Here is a 21114-nt window from a genome sequence, read left to right as displayed (position 1 = left end):
TAGGATGATAATAATAAAGGTCTAAAGTATGTTTTCAAAAAAAAATATTCCTTCTTTTTACCTACTCATTTTTATCTTTTTTAATGCATTATACGCTCTCCCTTTTGTAAAAAGAGAGAGCGTATAATGCATTTTTTGAATATTAAGAGTCTAAACCAGTTGCTTTTCCTTCACGGCTGGAATCAGCTGCTCCAAATAAACGGCCGGTTTCTTTATCAATTTGAATACCTTGAACATTTCCGATTGGGAATGGCTCATCTCCAAAATTAAACCCCATGGCTTCTAGCTCTCCTTTTGCATTCATATCCACTCCGGCTTCCCAACCGATAAGTGATCCTGTACTATTAAAAATTCTTGGTTCTTCAATGGCTTCTTTTATATCCATTCCATAGTCTAAGACATTAATAAGCGTTTGAAATACAGACCCTACAATCGTTGGTCCGCCTGGAGACCCTAAAGTGAGTACCGGTTCGCTGTCTTTAAAAACGATGGTTGGGCTTTTACAGCTAACCGGACGCTTTCCTGCATCCGCTTGATTTAACCCTCCAGGAATAGCATCAAAATCAGTAAGCTCGTTATTGAGTAAAAACCCATGGTCTTTAACCATAATTCCTGTACCAAAAGGATGTTCCACAGTTGATGTACAAGCGACAATATTGCCCCAGCGGTCAACTACCGTAAAGTGAGTTGTTTCACTAAGCTCACGTTCAGGTTCATAAGGCTGACGCACAACATTCACTTTTTGGCCTTTCTCGTAATTCCACGGGTTGCCAAAATCAACTTTCTCATTTTTATGCTTCCAATTAATCAATTTTTGACGTTCCTTTATATATTCATCATTTAAAAGCCCTTTTAATGGAATATCACTGTAGGCTGGATCTCCAGAGAATGCAATTTTATCTGAAAATGCAATACGCATAGCTTCTGCAAACAAATAATACTTTTCCCAAGATTTCACGTCGTACTGGGACACATCAAAGTCCTCTAATAGCTTTAAGATTTGCAGCACGGTGGTTCCTCCTGCACTAGGCATGTTGGAAGAAGCAATTCGGTATCCTTTATAATCTCCCCACACTGGCTCATCAATCTTAATCTGGTATTCTTTCAAATCCGACAGTTCCATAAAACCGCCGTGCTCTTTGATCGTTGAAATAATGGCTTCTGCAATTTCACCTTCATAAAAAGCCTCAATACCTTTTTCTTGAAGAATGCGGAATGTTTTAGCAAGATCTTTTTTATTAATCATATCTCCTTCTTGCATAGGCTTGCCGTTTGGGGAATATAGCTGCTTAGCATGTTCTCCTAGTCGATAGGCATATGTTTTTAAAATATCTCCAAGCACCCAGTTTGTTTCCACACCTGCTTCTGCTGCTTTGGCAGCCGGTTCAATCAATTCAGCAAGGGGTTTTGTTCCATATTCTTTACGAGCTGCTTCCATCGCCTTTAAAATCCCTGGAATTCCAATTGCCGTTGCATGAGTAGAACGCTTTCTAAACGGAATAACTTCTTTATCTTCATCAAGAAACATTTCAGGATAAGCTGCTTTAGGAGCCTGAGAATGCCCGTCAAAAATTTTAGTTGTTTTGCTTTCATTGTGGTATACCATAAAAAAGCCGCTGCCTCCAATACCGGTCATCATTGGTTCTCCAACGTTGAGCCCAAACTGAACGGCAATTGCTGCATCAATTGCATTGCCTCCGGCTTTTAGCACTTGTTCTCCGGCGTCTGTTGCAATTGGATGAGCACTGGCTACCATTCCTGTTTTTCCAACCGCTGTTTCTCTTCTATATGAACTCTTTCCTGAACGAGATAAACTTTTGCCATTAATCATCTTTTACGACCTCCTAGTTACTTACTTTATCTGGGATATTGGTAAAATACCCTATTGCTTTTGAGATAAAACTGTTTAAATTTGTATTGATTACTTTAACCATCCTATTTATAGACCAATATCCCTAGCAGATTTTAAGCCTTTGAAAGCCGTAAAATAGAAAAAGTGCCAACCCTTTTTGTTTAAAGAAAAGGTTAGCACTTTTTGCGTTTTCTAACGTTTATACACTTTTACACTTGTACCGAAGCTACTTCATTATTTACGTTCAGCAGAATATAAAGCTCTTGAAGCCTTCCTATTTCATGGGTAGAATTCCAATTTGTATCATTCTTTTTTTTCTGCGGATTAAACCAACACGTATCAATACCGGCTAGCTGCCCGCCTTGAATGTCTGCACTCAAAGAATCTCCAATAATTAATGTTTCATGTACGGACAACTCTGTTATACGTGAAAAAACATAATCAAAATATTCCTTCATAGGCTTTTGAAAGCCCGTATCTTCTGAAACAAATACTTCTTTAAAATAAGGATATAGACCTGAGTCCTGAAGGCGTTTATATTGCGTAGCCGATACGCCATTTGTAACAACATATAACTCATAGTGACAGCTCAGGTTTTTAATTACCTCAAATGCTCCGTCAATTAGCTGATGGCCATTGTTCAAATACGTTCGGTACTCTGCTTCAAGTAGCTTTCCGTCTTTTTCTATTCCATATTCTTTACATAGAGTAGAAAAGCGAGTATTTACAACTTGCTCACGGCTTATTTTATTTTCTTCAAAAGCTGTCCATAACCCCTGGTTTATCAAACTATAACGTTTTTTGCTTTCCTCAGTCAACGGAATATCGTGGTTAGCAAAAAGAAGCTGTAAAGCCTGCTCTTCGGCTGCGTTAAAATCTAAAAGCGTATTATCAATGTCAAATAGAAGCGTTCGGTATGTTTTCATTCTTCTCTCTCTCTCTCCTTCAACTAATCTATTACTTTGTCTACTCGTATATATTGTCGTTTGCTAGACAGCTCAGTTTTTCTTTATCTTTAAGAATAATGGAGCCTTTCTTTTTTTCAATAACTCCTTGCGCTACGAATTTCTGAAGAACACGATTTAAATGCCGGTAAGTCGTTCCGATTAAATTAGCTATATCTTTTAGGCTTTCTGTTTTTTGGTTCATAACCAAATGTGATTCTTCACAAAAAATAGAGAGCAAGTAGCTAGCCAGCCGCACTTCAACTGGGTACATTAAATTAAAGCTTAGCGAGTTCGATTTTGCGCAAAACTTTTTTGTGAGCATGTCCAGTAAAAACGTCAGCAGCTGTGGATCATTGCTCGCATGCTGCTTTAATCGTTTGTATGATATACCGATAACAACTAAAGGTGAAACGGCTTCAACCGTATTCATAATATCAACATCTTGTACATACTCAATATCGCCTATTACTTCAAGGGGCTGCTTAAAGGAAAGAACAAGCGTCTTGCCTTCGGGCGATATGGTATAAACTTTAACCTTGCCTTTCACCAATATGTACAAACAGTGAGACGCGTCTCCTTGAGAACAAAGACGTTCTCCTGCCTCAACATCATACAGTGACAAATGCGGTAGTAACTCTTTTTTGAAAACCGACTCTAATTTATAAGTATTTATATACTCCATCAGCTTTTTCTCACTCGTAATTTCCCTCATGTTTTCCTCTCCATCATAACGGTTTCTTTTATTAAACAATAACATTTCCTAAAATAAAAAGGACATATGTCTCAAATAAATTTTTACGTTATATTCATAGCTCACTTTCAAGATAAATATATACACAAAAAGACTCTAGCTTGTTCGCTTAGAGTCTTTTTTTTGCTAAACGCTCTTTTTATTTCTACCGTATCCAACGTAAATAAAGACGCCAATCAGCATCCAGCCGATTGAATACATCCACGTTTTCATTGATAAGTTGAACATAAGAAAGATACAGCAAAGAATAGCAATAATCGGAATAAATGGTACAAAAGGTACTTTGAAACCGCGCTTTAGGTTAGGCTGAGTTTTTCGCAGAACCAAAATCGAAAATGAAACGGCAGCAAACGTGACAATCGCTAGCATATTCGCTAAATCTGCCAGCTGTTTTAAATCAACAAAACCAGCTACAACAGCGCCTAACGCGCCCACAAGCCATGTGGATATGACAGGTTCGCTGTTTTTTCGGTTTACTTTCGCAAAAAGAGACGGCAATAATCCATCATGGCTCATTGACATCAGTATGCGAGGCACGACAAACAAATAAGCAAATACGACGGCCATAATACCAATAACCGCTCCTATAGATACAATGAGCGCTGCCCATTCTTGTCCTACACTATTGAGCGCATATGACAACGCATCGCCTACGTTTAGCTCTTTATAAGAAACCATTCCTGTTAATACTAATGCAATTACTACGTAAATGACTGTACAAACACTTAGTGCAATCAAAATGCCTAGCGGCAAGTTTCTTTGCGGATTTTTCACTTCTTCTGCCGAAGTAGAAATGGCATCAAATCCGTTATATGCAAAAAAGACGGAAGCTGCGCCTGCAAAGATTCCTTTCACACCAAAAGGAGTAAATGGGTGCCAGTTATTTGTATGAATAAAAAAGACGCCGACGGCTACAAATAACAGAACAATACCTATCTTGATTAAAACCATTAAGTTATTTATTTTTTTACTTTCTTTTACCCCTCTTGTTAATAAAAACGACATGCACAGGACAATAAATACCGCAGGAAGATTAATAATACCTCCACCGCTTGGTATGGCCGTGAACGATTCAGGAAGTCTAATACCAAATTCAGTAAGCACATTATTCACATAAGATGACCAACCGCCCGCTACGGAAGCTAAAGATACCGTATAGCATCCTACGATGGACCATCCTATCAAATGCGCTACAAATTTTCCTAGTGAAACATATATGTATGTATATGCGCCTCCCGAACTTGGAATAGCTGAACCAAATTCTGCATAACACAGCGCAACAAGAATACAGGCTACTGCAGAAATAACAAAGGAAATGGAGACCGAGGGCCCTGCATCCCTCGCGGCAACTAACCCTGCTATAACCAGAACTCCTGTCCCAATGGTTGCTCCTACTCCCATCAAAATCACATCAAATAACCCTAATGTCTTAGTTGATTCTTTTGCCGCATTTTCCTCTAATAGCTTGTTAACATCTTTTTTTGCAAACAGATTACTCATGATGACTAACCTCTCTTCATCTCATTACGAATGACTACTTTTTAGTGGTAGATCTTTCTATATATGTAACAGTGAATTATTTTACTACATTTAATTTTCTGTGTAAAATAATTTAGTTTTTTAACTTTTTAATGATTAAAATAAATTTGCTAGTGATGTTTTTTATAACATCATTATGATGTAACCGAACAGACTAAAAATATGTGTTAACAACTTTCTCAAAATTGGCTTCATTCACGATTGCTTTTGTACTATACTAAAGAAAAACTTCTTAGGAGCAACTTAAAAGATGAACTTATTTTATTTTCTAAAGGGGTTAGTGATCGGCTTTTCCGTTGCTGCACCCGTCGGTCCCATCGGTATTTTATGCATTAATCGCACGTTATCTAAAGGGAGATTGCATGGGTTTGTATCCGGGCTGGGGGCAGCTACAGCAGATGCTCTTTATGGATGCATCGCTGCGTTTGGCCTAACGTTCATTACAACCTTTTTACTAACCCAAAAGATTTGGCTTCAGCTGATTGGAGGATTATTTTTATGTTATTTAGGTGTACAAACTTTTCGTTCTCAACCTGCAGAGCACGCTGCTGCTGCTAAAGGAGAAGGTTTGCTTCGTTCTTATACATCCGTTCTTTTTTTAACGGTTACGAATCCAATGACGATCTTATTTTTTATTGGCGTGTTTTCTGGTGTAGGCATTAGTAAATCAGCATTTGATGTTGCTTCTGCGTTGACAATGGTTGCAGGCGTATTTTTAGGATCGGCCTGCTGGTGGCTTTCGCTCAGTTTTGCTATTAGTCTTGCCCGGTCGAAGTTTACGAATAACAGCTTGATTTGGGTAAATCATATTTCGGGAGCGGTTGTACTGACTTTCGGGATATTTGCGTTATACAAGTTGCTATAAAAAGTAATTTATCTCCTTTTCTGGGGACAAGTTGCTTTTTAAATAGAAAAGAATAATCTTAAAAAATACCCTAAACGCTGTGTTTTCTGTATAATAGATAAATAGAAAAACAGAAAAAGTATAAAAAATGCTTGAAAACTACATACTCAATCATTAGTCTTCAAACATAATAAGGGGAAATAAAGCATGACCATTCTTCTAGTAGATGACAATCAAGTCAATCTATTTGTGATTGAAAAAATTTTAAAAGGCGCTGGCTACGATAACTGTGTGTCTCTTACGTCTGCCCATGCCCTTTTTGACTATCTTAACCTGGACGATGAGAACTCAAAAACGAATTCGGTCGATTTAATTTTACTTGATATTATGATGCCCGAAATCGATGGAATCGAAGCCTGCAGGCGAATCCAGCAGGTAGAACGCTTAAAACATATTCCAATTATCTTTGTCACAGCTCTAGAAGACAGCAGCAAATTAGTAGAAGCTCTAGACGCCGGTGGAACAGATTACGTCACAAAGCCGATCAATAAAGTGGAACTGCTGGCTCGTATGCGGGTAGCCTTACGCCTTAAAGCAGAAATTGACTGGCACACGGAACATGAAAAGAAAATTCAAACTGAGTTAGATTTAGCTACGCACGTACAGCAAAACTTACTTAGTCCCCCTTTACGAGAGAAAGATATTCAAATGGAAGTTTCTTATTATCCTTCTTTTAAATTAGCAGGTGATATGTACTATTGGCACAAAATTGACGAGCATCGGTACGGAATTATTCTTTTTGATATGATGGGGCACGGCATCTCTGCCTCGCTTGTTTGTATGTTTATTTCGTCTGTGCTCAGAGAAGCTATCAAGTCCCTCGTAGACCCTGAGCAGGTTATTACAGAGTTGAATCGCTACATGGAATTATTGCACAGCGAAAAAGATGAAATCCCTTACTATTTCACTGCTATTTATTTAGTGATTGATACGGAAGCTAAGACAGTAGAATATGTGAATGCCGGGCATCCAGAAGGTTATATGTTAGTGGATGAACATATGCTCGTTCCTCTTCAACGAGGAAGCTGCCCTGTAGGGTTTTTTGAAGAAATGGACGTTCAGAAATCTGTTGTCAGCTTTGAGAACGATGTGCAAATTTTGCTATTTACAGACGGAGCTCTTGAATCAATGGGCCCTTGCGAAAATGAATCTGCTCTTCGTCTTCAAAAGCTTACTGAACAAAAATGGACAAATCCGCAGACATTTATGAATGAAATTTTTTCAGAAGAACAAAAGTTAAATCAGCCTGATGACATGTGCGTGCTTATGATTCAAGCACAAGCACAATAAAAAAAGACCTCACCAATGAGGTCTTTCTTTTTTTATTGCTTTTGATAAATGCGCTCGTTCCCTGCAAACTCGATATAAGAAGCTCCTCCTTCAGCAAAGCGAAGCGTTTCTTTATCACCAAGCCCAAGAAATCCTTTTGCACACAGGCTTTCTGAAAATAAATTATACACTTGATTTTGCAGCTGAGCTGTAAAATAAATAAGGACGTTTCGGCAAATGATGACGTGAAATTCATTAAATGACTGATCCGTGACTAAATTATGCTGAGCAAAGATAATATTTTTTAACAGCGACGGATGAAAATATGCATAGTGATGGTCCGTCTGATAATATTCTGAGAAGGCGTTCTTTCCACCGGCTTGAATATAATTTTTTGTATATGACTTCATTTTACGTAAAGAAAAAGCACCTTGTTTTGCTTTTTCTAATACATCTTCGTTCATATCGGTTGCGTAAATGACCGTTTTATCCATTAACCCTTCTTCTTCTAAAAGAATCGCCATAGAAAATACCTCTTCGCCCGTTGCACAGCCAGCGTGCCAAATGCGAATTTCTGGATAATCCTTTAATACCGGAATCACTTTTGTGCGAAATGCTTTAAAAAAGCTTGGATCGCGAAACATCTCTGTTACATTTATCGAAAAATCATTTAAAAGCTGATTCATAAATTCTTCTTCATGAATCGCTTTTTCTAACAATCGAGATACAGTTGGAATACGTTCAATTTTCATTCGATTATAGACCCGGCGACAGATAGAAGATTTAGCGTACTGCCTGAAATCGAATCCTGTTAATCGATAAATAGCCGTCAGCAGTAAATCAATCTCTAAATCTGTTTTTTTATTCATAACTAAGTCTTCACTTAAATCTAGGTGCTTCATATCCATATATGTTTCATACCCCGCTTAATTTACTAGCCATACACGCATAACGGAGAACAGCTGATTTAAATCTAAAGGTTTGCTGATATAATCTGATGCTCCAGCTTCCAAGCATTTTTCACGATCATTTTTCATCGCTTTAGCGGTTAATGCAATAATAGGCAAATCAACAAGCTTTAGCTCTCCTCTAATTTTCTGCATCGCTTCATATCCGTCCATTTGCGGCATCATAATATCCATTAAAATGAGATCAAATGGTTCACTATCCTTCATCATTTCAAGACACTCTATTCCGTTATGAGCTGTCATAATGGTCATACCTTGTTTAGCTAGCGCAGTTTTTAAGGCAAAGATGTTGCGCTGGTCATCATCTACGATGAGCACTCGCTTATCCTGAAACACATTTTCATCATCTTGCAATGAAGGTTCAACTGGTTGTATAGGATGGTCAATTTCAGTTATTTCTGCTTCAGGTTCAGCTTCTTCTACAGATACTGCTACTTCTTCATATGCAAAATTTACTTTTTTATAGTCAACAAGACCGTTAGAGAGACTAGGAAGATAGAGTGTAAACGTACTTCCTTTTCCTACTTCACTGCTTAGGGAAATCCAGCCGCCCAATAATTTTGCAAACTCACTGCAAATAGATAAGCCAAGTCCCGTTCCTCCGTACTTGCGAACCGTAGCTCCATCCGCCTGCTGAAACGCTTCAAAAATAAGCTGATGCTTTTCTTTTGGTATACCAATCCCTGTATCAGCTACAGCTATTTCTAGCCAGCAATCCGTATCTACTGTACGCATAGCTGTTGTAAGACGATGGTCAGCTACTCGTTGAATGGATACTGTGACAGATCCCGATTCCGTAAATTTAAATGCATTTGATAAAAGATTTTTCACAATTTGCTGGAATCTCTTTTCATCTGTGTGAATGATGTCCGGTACATCTTGTGCTTTATTAATTTTTAATTGTACTTTTTTCTGTTCAGCAACGTGGCTGAAATTACGTTCAATTTGATCTGGAAGCTCACTCATATTCATCTCAGCAAGCAAGACATCTAGTTTTCCAGACTCTACTTTTGATAAATCCAAGATGTCGTTGATTAACGCCAACAAGTCTTTTCCTGAAGAATGGATAATACGAGCATATTCTTCTTCATCTTCAGATAGCGTTTTAGCCGCATTTTCCTCAAGCATTTCAGACAGAATAAGAATGCTATTAAGCGGTGTTCGAAGCTCGTGCGACATATTAGCAAGGAATTCAGATTTGTATTGAGAATTCAATTCCAGCTGATGCGCTTTTTCTTCTAAATCTTCTTTTGCAGCCTCTAATTCAAACGATTTTTCTTCTGCATCTTTTGTTCTTTCTTCTAGCTGTTCATTAATCATACGCAGCTCTTCAGACTGCATTTGCAGTTCTTCTGATTGTGTTTGAAGTTCTTCAGACTGAGCCTGGAGCTCTTCTGTCATCGCCTGAGATTCTTTTAATAGACGGGCAATTTCCATACGTCTGATTACACCATTGATAGTGAGACCAAACGTTTCAATCACTTGACTAATAAGTTCTTGCTCTAAAACTGTAAATTCGTGCAGCGATGCCAGCTCGATGACTGCAATTACTTCATCTTCAAACAAGACGGGTACAATAAAAATACTCTTAGGTTTTACGTCTCCTAATCCTGAAGCAATGAGCTGGTATGTGTCAGGTACATCGTTTATGACAAGGGTTCTTTTTTCTAAAGCAGCTTGTCCAATGAGCCCTTCACCTATTAAAAAGCTCTCTCTTCCCGCGTCGCCTTTTCTATCTGCAAAAGCAGCTTGTTTGACGAATAGATCTCCTTTATCATTTTCTTCTCGAACATAAAATGCTCCGAAAGAAGCTCCTGTCATTTCTGAAACCGTAAAGAGAAATTTTTCCGCAAGCTTGTCTACAGATGCTATGCCTTGGTACATCGTTACAGCGTGAGCAATGTTCGTTTGCAGCCAGTTTCGCTCTTCAATATTTTCTAACAACGCGTTCGTGGCTATCCCTAAATCTTTAATTTCATCATTAGATCGAACTTTAATTCTTCCTTTTAACTCGCCTTTTGCAGCCGTAATTTGTTTGATCGTTTGCGTAACTTCTTTAATCGTATTCACAATGGAATTGGACAAAACAATAGCGATAGCAAGTGAAATAAGCGTAACAAATAACAGCAAACCGTAAAGTCCAATTTTAATTTTTTGATTTTTCTCGTCTAACTCTGTTGCTCTTGTTTCAGTCGATTTTTTCTCTACATTTCTAAAAGAAGTAAACTGGCTGCGTATATCATCCATATACTGGCGCCCAGGATCTTTCTCAAAAAACTGCTGAAGCTCTTTTGTATTATTTTCTTTTTTTAATGCAATGGTCGGTTCACCAGCGGCTTCAATCCAGTCTTGAATGCTTCCTTTAATCTTCTCCAGGTTCTCCTGCTGATTTGGATTATTATTTAGAAGCTGATACAGTGCATTATAATCTTTTTCCCAACTTGATGCTGCGCTGTTATAAGGTTCTAAGTAACTCGCTTCTCCTGTAATAATATAGCCTCTTTGTCCGGTTTCCATATCGAGCAGGTGTTTTTCAATTCGATTGGTCAGATCATGCACTTCAATATCATGATCAATGATAAAATTTCGTTCTTTTTGCAAAGATGAAATTTGACTGTTTAAAACAATAAATGCAATAAATAAACAGACAATAACAATTAAATATCCAATAATAATTTTGGATTTGATGCCAAACCTCATTTTCTTTTCCATAATGTTCCTACTTTCATTCTAGATATTCTTCTAGAAGCATTCGAAAAACATGTTTATTTTTGCCGCTGGACAATTTTACTTTCAGTACACACTCTCCACTCCATCTTCCTTTACTTGATAGGGCTTCTCTCTTTTTCCTATCAATTCAACATTCCTATTATACACTCTATTTTTGTACAGAAGAATATTTATTGTACAAGAGGGAAAGATTAATTTTCCAGTTTGGAAATATCTATTTTCAAGCTGTCTATAAAAATAGGCTCATGCTGTTAAAAGCATGAGCCTATCTTACAATATTTTTGTACACAATAAGGTAATGAAAAGTAATTTATGCTTTTGGGAATCACATAAATTATGACAACATAGGTGTAAATAAATACTTACATGCGAAACGTAAAGCATTCATTATTTAAATTGTACTTGGATAGTAGAAAGCAATGCCACTTTTTTAAATTTAAATATATTTTTTAAATTTACATATCAGGTTAAAAAACTTTCATTTTTTGAGCTTTTATCGACCTTAATCCGTTAGAAAAGCTGCAGATAAAAAGTTCTCTCACAAAAAAACCGTCTCTAAGTTAATAGCTTCACTTATGAGACAGCCTTTTCTTTTCCTTCTATTATTTTACCCAGCTTTCCTTCACTTTTTTATTTTTAGAAATCCAGTTTTTCACACCTTTTGTTTCGTCTTTTGCACTGTTAATTTCTGATTCTAAAGATGCTAGTTGATCGGCACTAATAGAAAAATTTTTCAGCCACTTTGCTGCTTCTGGATAATCTTCTTTAAATGCCTTTTTGCTAATCGACTGTATTTTTTCAGGTCCAGTTGGATTCATCGTATTTTTGGGATCTTTTAAGTATCTGAGATTATACTTTTCAAAAGCCCAGTGCGGGCGCCATAACGTAACAACAATGGGTTCTTTATTAGCAATGGCTTTATCTAATTCCGATAACATGGCGGCTGTGCTGCTTTCTACTAAATTCCAGTCTTTTAACTCATAGCTTGGCATCGCATGATCTTTAGTAAGACCGTTTATTCCAGATCCTGGTTCAATACTAATAATCTTTCCGTTAAACTCACCTTTCTTATTTTTTAAATCAGCTAGTGACTGCGCGTCTACGTAGTCGGGAACGGCCAATCCGCTATCTGCTTGATCATACCAAGTACCGAGCACGTCAACTTGTTTTCCAAATCTTTTCATATAAGAGCTATGGGTGGTCGGCATCCATACATCCAAAAATAAATCAATGTTTCCTTGAGCAACTCCTGAGAAAAGCGGAGCTACGTCGCTTTGAACTGCTTTAACTTTATAGCCTTTTTCCTCTAATAATTCCTTCCATAGAAACGTAACAGCTACGGCTTCGTCCCATGGTATGTATCCAATTGTAATTTCTTTTTTAGTCGTCGCGCTGCTTGCCGTATTGCTATTGCCGCATGCGGAGACAAGCAGCATAATGACGATTGTTAGCATAATAAAAAGAACTTTTTTTGATTGTTTCATATACTCCCACCTTTATTCATTTTATTTGCTTGATTGAATACCTTCTCTTTTTTGAGTAGAAAGGTGCGTCAGACGATCTAAAATAACGGCAATAATGACAACTGCAATCCCGCCGATAAATCCTAAGCCTACATCCAACATACTGATGCTTCTTAATACCTCAGCACCCAAGCCTCCTGCACCGACCATTGAAGAAATAACAACCATCGAAAGAGATAGCATAATAACCTGGTTTACACCCGACATAATCATAGGCAAAGCGAGCGGCAGCTGGACTTTAATTAATTTTTGCCATTCCGTCGCTCCAAAAGCTTCTGCCGCTTCTAAAGTGGTTTGGGGAACTTGCTGAAGTCCAAGCAGCGTCAGACGAACGGCAGGCGGCATTGCGAAAATAAAAGTAGCAATAAGAGCTGTAACATTCCCTAATCCAAATAAAAGTACGGACGGAATTAAGTAAACAAAAGCAGGCATTGTTTGCATAATATCAAGAATGGGCTTTATCACTGCTCCAACTTTGTTAAAGCGGTGTGATAATATGCCTAAAGGAACGCCAAATAGAAGTGAGATGATAGTAGAAGCTAAAACGAGAGATAAGGTCAGCATCGATGCTTCCCATAAATTCAAGCTAATAATAAGAAGTAAACCAAAACACGTAAATACAGCTATCTTCCACTCTGTTAGCCATAGCGCTAATAGAACAAAAACAACGACCGTTACTAACGGAGGAGAAGCGGTCAATACCCATTCGAGACTGCTTATTAAGCTGGTCATTATCTGGTTGATTCCAGTAAATACACCTGAAAAACTATCAATCATGTAATCAACAAATGAGTTTGCCCATTTATCTAAAGGGATACGAGGAATCGTCGCGGAATTTACCATCATATTTATCGGACCTCCATTTGATATGACTTAACTTCTTGTTGCTCAGTCACTGCAGTACGTTCAGTGAGATTTGCAATAAGAGTGCTTGGGGAAATCATACCTTGTAGGCGATGATGATTATCAACAATGACTACAGGCGAATGACTGTCTGTAAATAAAGGAATCATTTCTTGTAAAGACATATCTGGATTAACACAATGGGGCTGTGTCATTTCTTTGCCTTTTAAATCATGCTTATGAGCTTCTATCAGCTCCATCACCGTATAAATGCTCATTAAGCCCAATAAGCGGTCAGCACTATCAAGAACAAAAATAGTAGATAAATGATTGGTTCTCATTCTTCTTAATACGACTTGCGGTGATTCATACTCATAGGCAGCCGTTTCTACCGGAACCACCGCGTCTTTAGCAAGGCGAATTTTGCCGTAATTAACGTCTTGAACAAGCAGCTTTACATAACCGGTTGCCGGTTGACTTAAAATATCTTCAGCGGTTCCAAGTTGTACAATTTCCCCGTCTTTCATCACGGCAGCCCGGTGGCCTAAAGTTAATGCTTCATCTAAATCATGCGTCACAAAAATAACTGTTTTTTGTACTTCTCCCTGAATATCAAGAAATAGCTTTTGCATATCTCTTCGAATAAGAGGATCTAAAGCTGAAAAAGGCTCATCCATCAGCAAAATCTCCTGTTCAGAAGCAAGAGCTCTCGCTAGTCCAACCCGCTGCTGCATACCTCCTGATAATTCATAAATTCTTTTATAAGCTTGTCCATTTAAGCCCACCATTTCAAGAGCCTTTTTCCCTCGCTTTTCTCTTTCATTTGCTGATACACCTTGTATCTCTAGACCGAACGTAATGTTGTCAATCACGGTGCGGTTTGGAAGGAGGCCCACATTTTGAAAGACCATCCCAATTTTATTTCTCCGGACTTCCTGAAGCTGTCTTTTTGGCATATGAGAAATATCTGTGTTTTCTAGATATACCGTCCCTTCTGTCGGTTCTACAAGCCCGTTCAAGCATCGAAGTAAAGTAGATTTCCCGCTTCCTGATAATCCAATTAACACAAAGGTTTCTCCCTTTTTCACTTCGAAATGAGCATTGTAAATAGCAACGGTTGTCTTAGTAGCTTGTTCGACTTCATATTTACTTTCTCCAGCTTCTCGTAGCTTAAGAGCCTGTTCTTGTTGACGGCCAAATACTTTTGAAACATCGGTAACGCGGATAATGGGTTCTGTTAGTTTAGAGCTTGTACTCAATTTATTTCCCCCTTTTTTTAAAGTAGATTGTTAGAGGTGATCTGACACCTCAAGGTAACGTGTCAGACCACTTCTACTTACTATTCGACCTTCATACCGATTGCTTCCAATACATAATTGTAAAATTGAGAAACGTGCTGTTCGATAGGTACTAAAATACCTCCTTCTTTATAAGATTTTGAGCTCATATTTTCTTGACACCACTCACACGCTTCAAAGTCTTGTAAATTAACGCGATGAAATAATTCCACGGCATCTTTTGGGTCAAAATCAGGCTTAGCCATTTCTTCCGGGTCGAATAACCATTCACAAATCACTTTAGACTTTTCCGCACTAATTGGAATAATACGATGAATAATAACGTGATCCGGTGTTAAATTGATAAATACAAGCGGCAGAACGGTAATGCCAAAATACGTGCGGTCATCTTCCGGAAGCAATCCTTTTAGCATAGGACGGCTTCCTTTCCCGCTGATTGAAAAAGCTTCTAATTCATTCCCAAACTTAGCTCCGCCTCCCACGGAACTTTGAGTGCCGACTCCTGAACGAAATTCAGGCAGCGTTGCCGTAAGTTCAGGATGAATAGAGGAACAGTGATAGCACTCTTGAAAGTTTTCTACAATAAGCTTCCAGTTTGCCTCGACTTCATATTCTTCACGATGAGCGGATTTCAAGTTTTGAATTTCATATCTAGCAAACGTATAAAGTTCTCCAAAACGATCAAAAATTTGTGCGTCTAGCTGATATTCAACAGATATAGGATTGTCAGATAAATTAACCCAAACCATGCCGTGCCACACTTTAATGTGAACGGATGTTAGTCCGTAATTTTCATTATGCACGAGTTCTTCTCGACAGCGGCTTGTGTTAGGAACGCCCACTAAATCACCATCTAAGCTATAGCTCCACGAATGATATGGACAGCGAATAACACCTGCTTTACCGGATGATTGGCTGCACAGCTTAGCTCCTCGATGCCGACATACGTTCAAGAATCCACGCAGCACGTGATCTTTTCCTCTAGTAATTAAAATATTTTCGCCTTCAACTCTCGTCGTAATATATTGTCCTGGTTCCGCTATTTCGTATTCAAATGCAACTAAACTCCATGATTTAGAAAATATATGATCTTTTTCTAACTTAAAAATGTCCGAAGATGTATACAGCTCTCCTCTCAACGTGGGCTCAAGTCTCCCATTATCATTCACTAAACCATGTTCCATAACCATCTACTATTCCTCCTTCGCTTCTTTAGAAACATTTAAATAGAACCATTCGCAAGAGCTGACGACGATTTATACTATTTTATTCGCCGCAAATCGCTGCGGAGTAAACAAATCAATTGGGTGATTAGTTTTTCCCTCTATCACTAAATCTGCTAAAATCTCTCCTACTACGCTTGCAAACTTAAAACCATGTCCAGAAAATCCAGCTGCAATCGCTACTTGAGGATATTCAGGATGCAGTGAAATGACAAAATGTTCATCTGGTGTATTGGTATACATGCACGTTTTCCCTTGTAAAAATCGACCGTTAAGCTGTGGAATACCTTGAGCTAGATAGTGCCGCATCATGTTCACTTCGTCTTCATATATATTTCGATCAATCGTTTCCGGCGTACACGCTGTTCCTTTTCGAAAAAACGCCACTTTTGCTCCTTCAGCCTTTAATCCAAACGAAGGGAAACCATACAACTGTACATAATCATCTGCTTCCCAAATATAAATCGGCTGTTTTCCCACTGAAAAAATATCTATTCCTTGTGTTGGTTCAAAAAACATTTGCACATGACGCTCTACTTGTAAGCTAACACCCAAATCCCGTAATAAATCAGGTGCCCAAGCGCCTGCAGAAATAATGATTTTTCCAGCTTCATATACTCCATTAGCTGTTATAACGCGCACGCCTTCACCAGAAGGATGAGCTTCCCACGACACCACTTCCTCAAAAAAATGAAGCTCAGCTCCGTACTTTTCTGCTTGAAGAAGGTGAGTATATACGCTCGCTTCCGGCCTAACGAATCCAGCTCTTTCTTCATATAGAGCAACCGTAGCAGGTGAAGGTGTAAACGCCGGAAACCGTTTGTAAATATCCTTTGCTTCTAGAATCTCATACGCAAGATTCCACTGTTTAGAGCTTTCGATGCTTCCAGAAACCGTCAAGCTATCAGGAGGTCCCATCATAAGTCCACCGGTAACCGTAAGAATTTCTTGACCGCTTTCTCTTTCAATTTCATTCCATAATTCGTAGGCGCGAAGCAATAATGGAACGTAAGCAGGGTCTTCAAAATACGACTGTCGAATGATTCTAGAACCGCCGTGACTCGATCCTAGGTCATGAGCGGGACCGTATTGTTCTAACCCCAATACCCGCTGACCTTTTTTGGCGAGCTGATAAGCAGCCGTACTCCCCATAGCTCCTAATCCGATAATAATGACATCATAATGTGTTGACATCTGCATTCCTCCTGTCTTTCGATTGATCAATTAAACTACCGCTGGGGAGTGTGTCATCATTGTTGCTTTATAACGCTGACCAAAGTATTCAACTTCTAAAACCATTTCTTCATGTACAGCTTGAGATAATAAAGTGTGTACAATTCCTTTTCCTAAGCTGTATGAATAGCCGGCACTTGTCACAAATCCGAGGGCTGTTTCTCCATAAAAGACCGGTTCATATCCCATTACTATCGCTGAAGGATCATCTAATATGAGCGTCGCTAATACTGTTTCAGAATCTTTTCGCTGACGATCAAGCAATGCCTCTTTTCCAATAAAAACTGGTTTTGTTAAATCAACCATTTCATGAAGGTTAACTTCATATGGATGATGCTCGCTCCAAAAGTCTTTCCCGCTTTTTAACGAAAAAGATTCAATTCGAAGATTTTCAAGAGCTCGGTCTCCCGCGGCAATCAGCTGATAAGGCTGTCCTTGCTCAATTAATACATCCCATAAATTCAGACCTTGATCAGAAGTCGTAATCAACTCCCAGCTCTCCATTCCCCCGTAGGAATCACGCAGAGCAAGAACTGAACTCTTTTCAATAAACAAGGTTTTCGCTTGCCCTTCAATCCAAGTGCTGCTAAGTTCTGAGCATTGAACCACGGACTTCATTACTCCTGTAGCTTTAGGACCAATTAATGCTATACTGCATGTCCCTGACGTTACATCTTGAAAAACAACTTGACCGTTTTGAGGCACGTGTTTTTGAATCCAGCTTGCTTCTACGGCTCCCGTACAAACAATCAAGAAAGTGGATATATTTTTGCGAATAACCATTATTTGATCTTTTATGCCGCCTCGCTCATGCAACATACACGTACGTATGCTTTGCCCTACTGTAATGTCTATATTTCCTGTCGTTAGCTTCTGTAAAAACTGGAGAGCTCCTTCCCCTTTAATTTCCAACCTTTTCTTTGCTGCCGTTGTATCGTAAATCGCCGCGTACTGACGAGTATGCAACTGTTCAGCCTCGATAATCGGTGACCAATATTCAGCCGACCACCCCTTTCTTATAACCATCTTCTTTTCATATGTGGATATAAGCGGATAGTTAGCTTCATACCACTGCGGCTGCTCCCACCCTGCTTTTTCGTTAAAATACGCTTTTAGTTCTTGCTGACGCATATAAAATGGACTTACGCGCATGTTTCGCGATACTTTTCGCTGCATAAATGGATGATGAATGCTATAAACCTCTTCATATTCTTCAATAGACCGCTGTTTGTAATAAACAGGGCTGCATGCATACGTATCGAAACGATTAATATCGCATAGCTCCAAATCCACAGTCGGTGCACCATTCATCAGCCATTCAGCCATTTGCCTAGCGACACCTGCAGAGTGCGTTACCCATATGGCTTCGGCTACCCAAAATCCCCCTACTGCTTGTGATTCGCCAAGCAGCGGCATCCCATCAGGTGTGAAGGAAAAAATGCCGTTCATTCCTTTTTTTATTCCTGGCTGTTTTAATGCCGGAATTAGTTCCAATGCATCTTCCCACGGTTTTTCAAAATCTTTTGGTGTAAAAGGTTTAACAGAAGGCATTTCTTTTGTTTCTCCGTATTTTGTAATGTCACTGAGTTCGATTGGAAACGGCTCATGCTGATATGATCCAATCCCAAGCCCTTTGTCTACCTGACGAAAATAAATTGCATTATCTTGATCTCGAATAAGAGGAGTCGCGACTTCTTCCGTTTCTCCGTTTAATTCAAGTAAATCATTTGTAAACACATATTGATGAGCCATCGGCTGAAGAGGAATTGTTACACCGACCATTTCTCCGATGCGAGGTCCCCAAAATCCGGCACAGCACACGATTACATCTGCTTCAAATTTTCCAGCGCTCGTGTACACTGCTTTTACTTGACCATTTGTCACTTCGATATTCGTCACTTCTGTATGACCGTAAAATTCTACTCCGCACTCTTTAGAAAAACGAGTCATTTTATCAACGGCATGCAAAGGTTTGGCAATACCGTCTGAAGGAACATAGAGACCTCCGCAAATACGATCAGGACAAATCAACGAATTTTTTTCCGCGCATTCCTGCGGTGAAAGAAGAAGAGCTTCGATTCCCCATGAGCTGGCAACACCAGCCTTTCTCTTTAGGTCTTCTAATCGCTCTGGTGTACGGGCAACTTCTAAACTGCCGACAGGATAAAACGAGCGCTGTTCATCTGTACTCAACTCTTTAAAGGTCTCGACTGTTTGAGAAGCTAGTGTTGTCAGGACTTTTGAAAAGCTAAGCTGAAATACAAGCCCCGGAGCGTGAGAAGTAGATCCTCCCGTTTCGAACAAAGGGCCTTGCTCAATCACTGTTATGTTTCTTTGCCCCATTTTACTTAAATAGTAGGCAATGCTGCACCCGACAATTCCAGCTCCTATCACTACTATCCTCTTATGTTCCATCACTTTATATCTCCCTCCTTTTTTGGTTTGAAGATGTTAAATATTGTCGATAGTTAATTATATTTTTAAGATTCATAATTTTCAAAGTATTTTGTTAAAAAGTGTGACATAGATTTTTTTAGACTTTCTTCCGCTAATGTTCGGATAACGCTTTCTTAACTTTAAAATATCAGAAAAACTGCCGTCTTTTTCTTTCGAATAACGAATTTTAAAGAAACTATCTATCTGTCAAAATGACACTTATCAATGAATGGTTATATCAAAAATGACGGAAAGAAGATAGCTAAAATAACTTAGCTATCTTCTTTTTAAACCATTTACCGATTAATTAATTTTGAAGGCTTAAATACTTTTGCTTATTTTTAGACCAAAGTTGCTTGTTTGACTACTTTTTTCATTTCTTCTGCAACGTTTCTTTTGTCTTTTTCACTTGTAATCCCCCCGCCTACAATCACAAGATCCGGCTGTGATTGCACGACTTCAGGAAGTGTATTCAGTTTAATACCTCCTGCCACCGCTGTTTTTGCATGTTTTACAACTCGTTTAATCGTTTGAAGCTGCTCGAACGGGGTTTCTCCTTCAGCTTGAAGATCATACCCTGTGTGTACACAAATATAGTCAACACCGAGCGCATCGACTTCTTTTGCACGTTGCTCAAGGTTTTTTACATTAATCATATCAACAAGAATTTGTGTTCCTTGTTTTTTGGCCTCTTCTACAGCGCCTTTTATAGTCGAATCATCAGTAGCGCCAAGAATCGTAATAATACTAGCACCCGCTTCAGAAGCTTTCATTACTTCGTAAGCACCTGCATCCATAATTTTTAAATCAGCTAATACCTTTAAAGACGGAAAGGCTTCCTTGATTTCTTTGACTGCTTTTAGCCCTTCGTTAATTACAACTGGAGTTCCAATTTCTACAATATCGATATACTCTTGAACCTCCTGCACTACTTCTTTTGCCTCTGAAATATTTACAAGATCCAATGCTAATTGAAGTTCCATACTTACTTCACTCCTTCATTAAATGGGGTTGTCTAGCATGAATTCATTGTAAAACCGTTACTTTCAAAAAAAAAGTAGGCACTTTTAAAACATATAGTCACTAAAAATATACTATGGACGCTTCAATGCAGCGTATCATTTGTATTTATTTTAGAAAATTCTGAATAATAAGAGTGGTTTTATCCTTCTCACCAAAAGATTTTAACCCATATGGCTGGAATTATTCATTTCAGGCTCTATAACGGTTTCCATATAATTTTTTCCCCACTCATCCATGCTCTCAAGGATGGGCATCAAGCTTCTCCCGTGTTCAGTCAAGGAATATTCAACTTTTGGAGGGACAACCGGATAGACTTTTCGGTGAACGATTTGATCTTCTTCCAATTCTCGCAGCTGACTTACTAACATTCGCTGAGTAATTCCCGGCATCATGGACTTTAACTCCCCAAATCGTTTCGTCCCTTCTTTTCCTAGGTGCCACATAATCAGCATTTTCCACTTGCCTCCAATAATCGTTAACGTTAATTCCTTTTCACAGTTAAACGTTTTGCTAAAAAGTCTGCTCAATCCTTTTTCCTCCCTTTTTATGCGTAATAGTATAGTTTTAGACACTAT

General features: G+C 38.6%; 16 protein-coding genes. 2 read left to right on the top strand and 14 right to left on the bottom strand.

The window, feature by feature from the left end:
- Window positions 1-142: 142 nt before the first annotated feature.
- From ggt to BG04_RS19130, 4 genes are all read right to left on the bottom strand, one after another.
- Window positions 143-1831, bottom strand: coding sequence for a gamma-glutamyltransferase (gene ggt, locus BG04_RS19145; protein WP_034653252.1), 1689 nt, complete (start codon window positions 1829-1831; stop codon window positions 143-145).
- 230 nt (window positions 1832-2061) lie between these two features.
- Entirely contained in the window at window positions 2062-2778 is a 717-nt protein-coding gene (locus tag BG04_RS19140; RefSeq protein ID WP_034653254.1) for a YjjG family noncanonical pyrimidine nucleotidase, read from the bottom strand.
- A gap of 40 nt (window positions 2779-2818) precedes the next feature.
- Window positions 2819-3511 carry a Crp/Fnr family transcriptional regulator gene (locus tag BG04_RS19135; protein WP_034653256.1) on the bottom strand — a complete coding sequence of 231 codons (693 nt, stop codon included), beginning with the start codon at window positions 3509-3511 and terminating at the stop codon, window positions 2819-2821.
- A 165-nt stretch (window positions 3512-3676) separates the two neighbouring features.
- On the bottom strand, window positions 3677-5050 hold the full coding sequence (locus BG04_RS19130) for an amino acid permease (RefSeq protein WP_034653257.1): 1374 nt from the start codon (window positions 5048-5050) through the stop codon (window positions 3677-3679).
- A 289-nt stretch (window positions 5051-5339) separates the two neighbouring features.
- Between BG04_RS19130 and BG04_RS19125 the strand changes: the two genes are divergently transcribed.
- Together BG04_RS19125 and BG04_RS19120 are read left to right on the top strand one after the other, a co-directional pair.
- Window positions 5340-5954, top strand: coding sequence for a LysE family translocator (locus BG04_RS19125; protein WP_016763573.1), 615 nt, complete (start codon window positions 5340-5342; stop codon window positions 5952-5954).
- A gap of 186 nt (window positions 5955-6140) precedes the next feature.
- Window positions 6141-7283 carry a SpoIIE family protein phosphatase gene (locus tag BG04_RS19120; RefSeq protein WP_016763572.1) on the top strand — a complete coding sequence of 381 codons (1143 nt, stop codon included), beginning with the start codon at window positions 6141-6143 and terminating at the stop codon, window positions 7281-7283.
- Between the two features lie 32 nt (window positions 7284-7315).
- Here BG04_RS19120 and BG04_RS19115 read toward each other — a convergent pair whose 3' ends face one another.
- The 10 genes from BG04_RS19115 to hxlR all read right to left on the bottom strand — a co-directional run bounded on the left by BG04_RS19115 (window position 7316) and on the right by hxlR (window position 21066).
- Window positions 7316-8170, bottom strand: a complete 855-nt coding sequence (locus BG04_RS19115) for a CheR family methyltransferase (protein WP_016763571.1) — start codon at window positions 8168-8170, stop codon at window positions 7316-7318.
- Between the two features lie 18 nt (window positions 8171-8188).
- Complete coding sequence (locus BG04_RS19110) at window positions 8189-10942, bottom strand: CHASE3 domain-containing protein (RefSeq protein WP_034653259.1); 2754 nt, start codon at window positions 10940-10942, stop codon at window positions 8189-8191.
- A 620-nt stretch (window positions 10943-11562) separates the two neighbouring features.
- Window positions 11563-12444, bottom strand: a complete 882-nt coding sequence (locus BG04_RS19105) for a glycine betaine ABC transporter substrate-binding protein (protein ID WP_034653260.1) — start codon at window positions 12442-12444, stop codon at window positions 11563-11565.
- A gap of 21 nt (window positions 12445-12465) precedes the next feature.
- A complete protein-coding gene (locus BG04_RS19100) occupies window positions 12466-13329 on the bottom strand; it encodes an ABC transporter permease (RefSeq protein ID WP_034653262.1) in 864 nt (287 codons plus the stop codon).
- Between the two features lie 2 nt (window positions 13330-13331).
- On the bottom strand, window positions 13332-14585 hold the full coding sequence (locus BG04_RS19095) for a quaternary amine ABC transporter ATP-binding protein (protein WP_034653264.1): 1254 nt from the start codon (window positions 14583-14585) through the stop codon (window positions 13332-13334).
- A gap of 80 nt (window positions 14586-14665) precedes the next feature.
- Window positions 14666-15814 carry an aromatic ring-hydroxylating oxygenase subunit alpha gene (locus BG04_RS19090; protein WP_034653266.1) on the bottom strand — a complete coding sequence of 383 codons (1149 nt, stop codon included), beginning with the start codon at window positions 15812-15814 and terminating at the stop codon, window positions 14666-14668.
- A 66-nt stretch (window positions 15815-15880) separates the two neighbouring features.
- Complete coding sequence (solA, locus tag BG04_RS19085) at window positions 15881-17041, bottom strand: N-methyl-L-tryptophan oxidase (protein ID WP_016763565.1); 1161 nt, start codon at window positions 17039-17041, stop codon at window positions 15881-15883.
- A 30-nt stretch (window positions 17042-17071) separates the two neighbouring features.
- Window positions 17072-19495, bottom strand: a complete 2424-nt coding sequence (locus BG04_RS19080) for a GcvT family protein (RefSeq protein WP_034655247.1) — start codon at window positions 19493-19495, stop codon at window positions 17072-17074.
- 362 nt (window positions 19496-19857) lie between these two features.
- Entirely contained in the window at window positions 19858-20499 is a 642-nt protein-coding gene (gene hxlA / locus BG04_RS19075) for a 3-hexulose-6-phosphate synthase (RefSeq protein WP_034653267.1), read from the bottom strand.
- Between the two features lie 201 nt (window positions 20500-20700).
- On the bottom strand, window positions 20701-21066 hold the full coding sequence (gene hxlR / locus BG04_RS19070) for a transcriptional activator HxlR (RefSeq protein WP_013056244.1): 366 nt from the start codon (window positions 21064-21066) through the stop codon (window positions 20701-20703).
- Window positions 21067-21114: the final 48 nt, after the last annotated feature.

The organism is Priestia megaterium NBRC 15308 = ATCC 14581 (assembly GCF_000832985.1).
Taxonomy (GTDB): Bacteria; Bacillota; Bacilli; order Bacillales; family Bacillaceae_H; genus Priestia; species Priestia megaterium.
The sequence above is the reverse complement of the archived record's forward strand: the minus strand, read 5'-3'. Positions and strand labels throughout refer to the sequence as shown.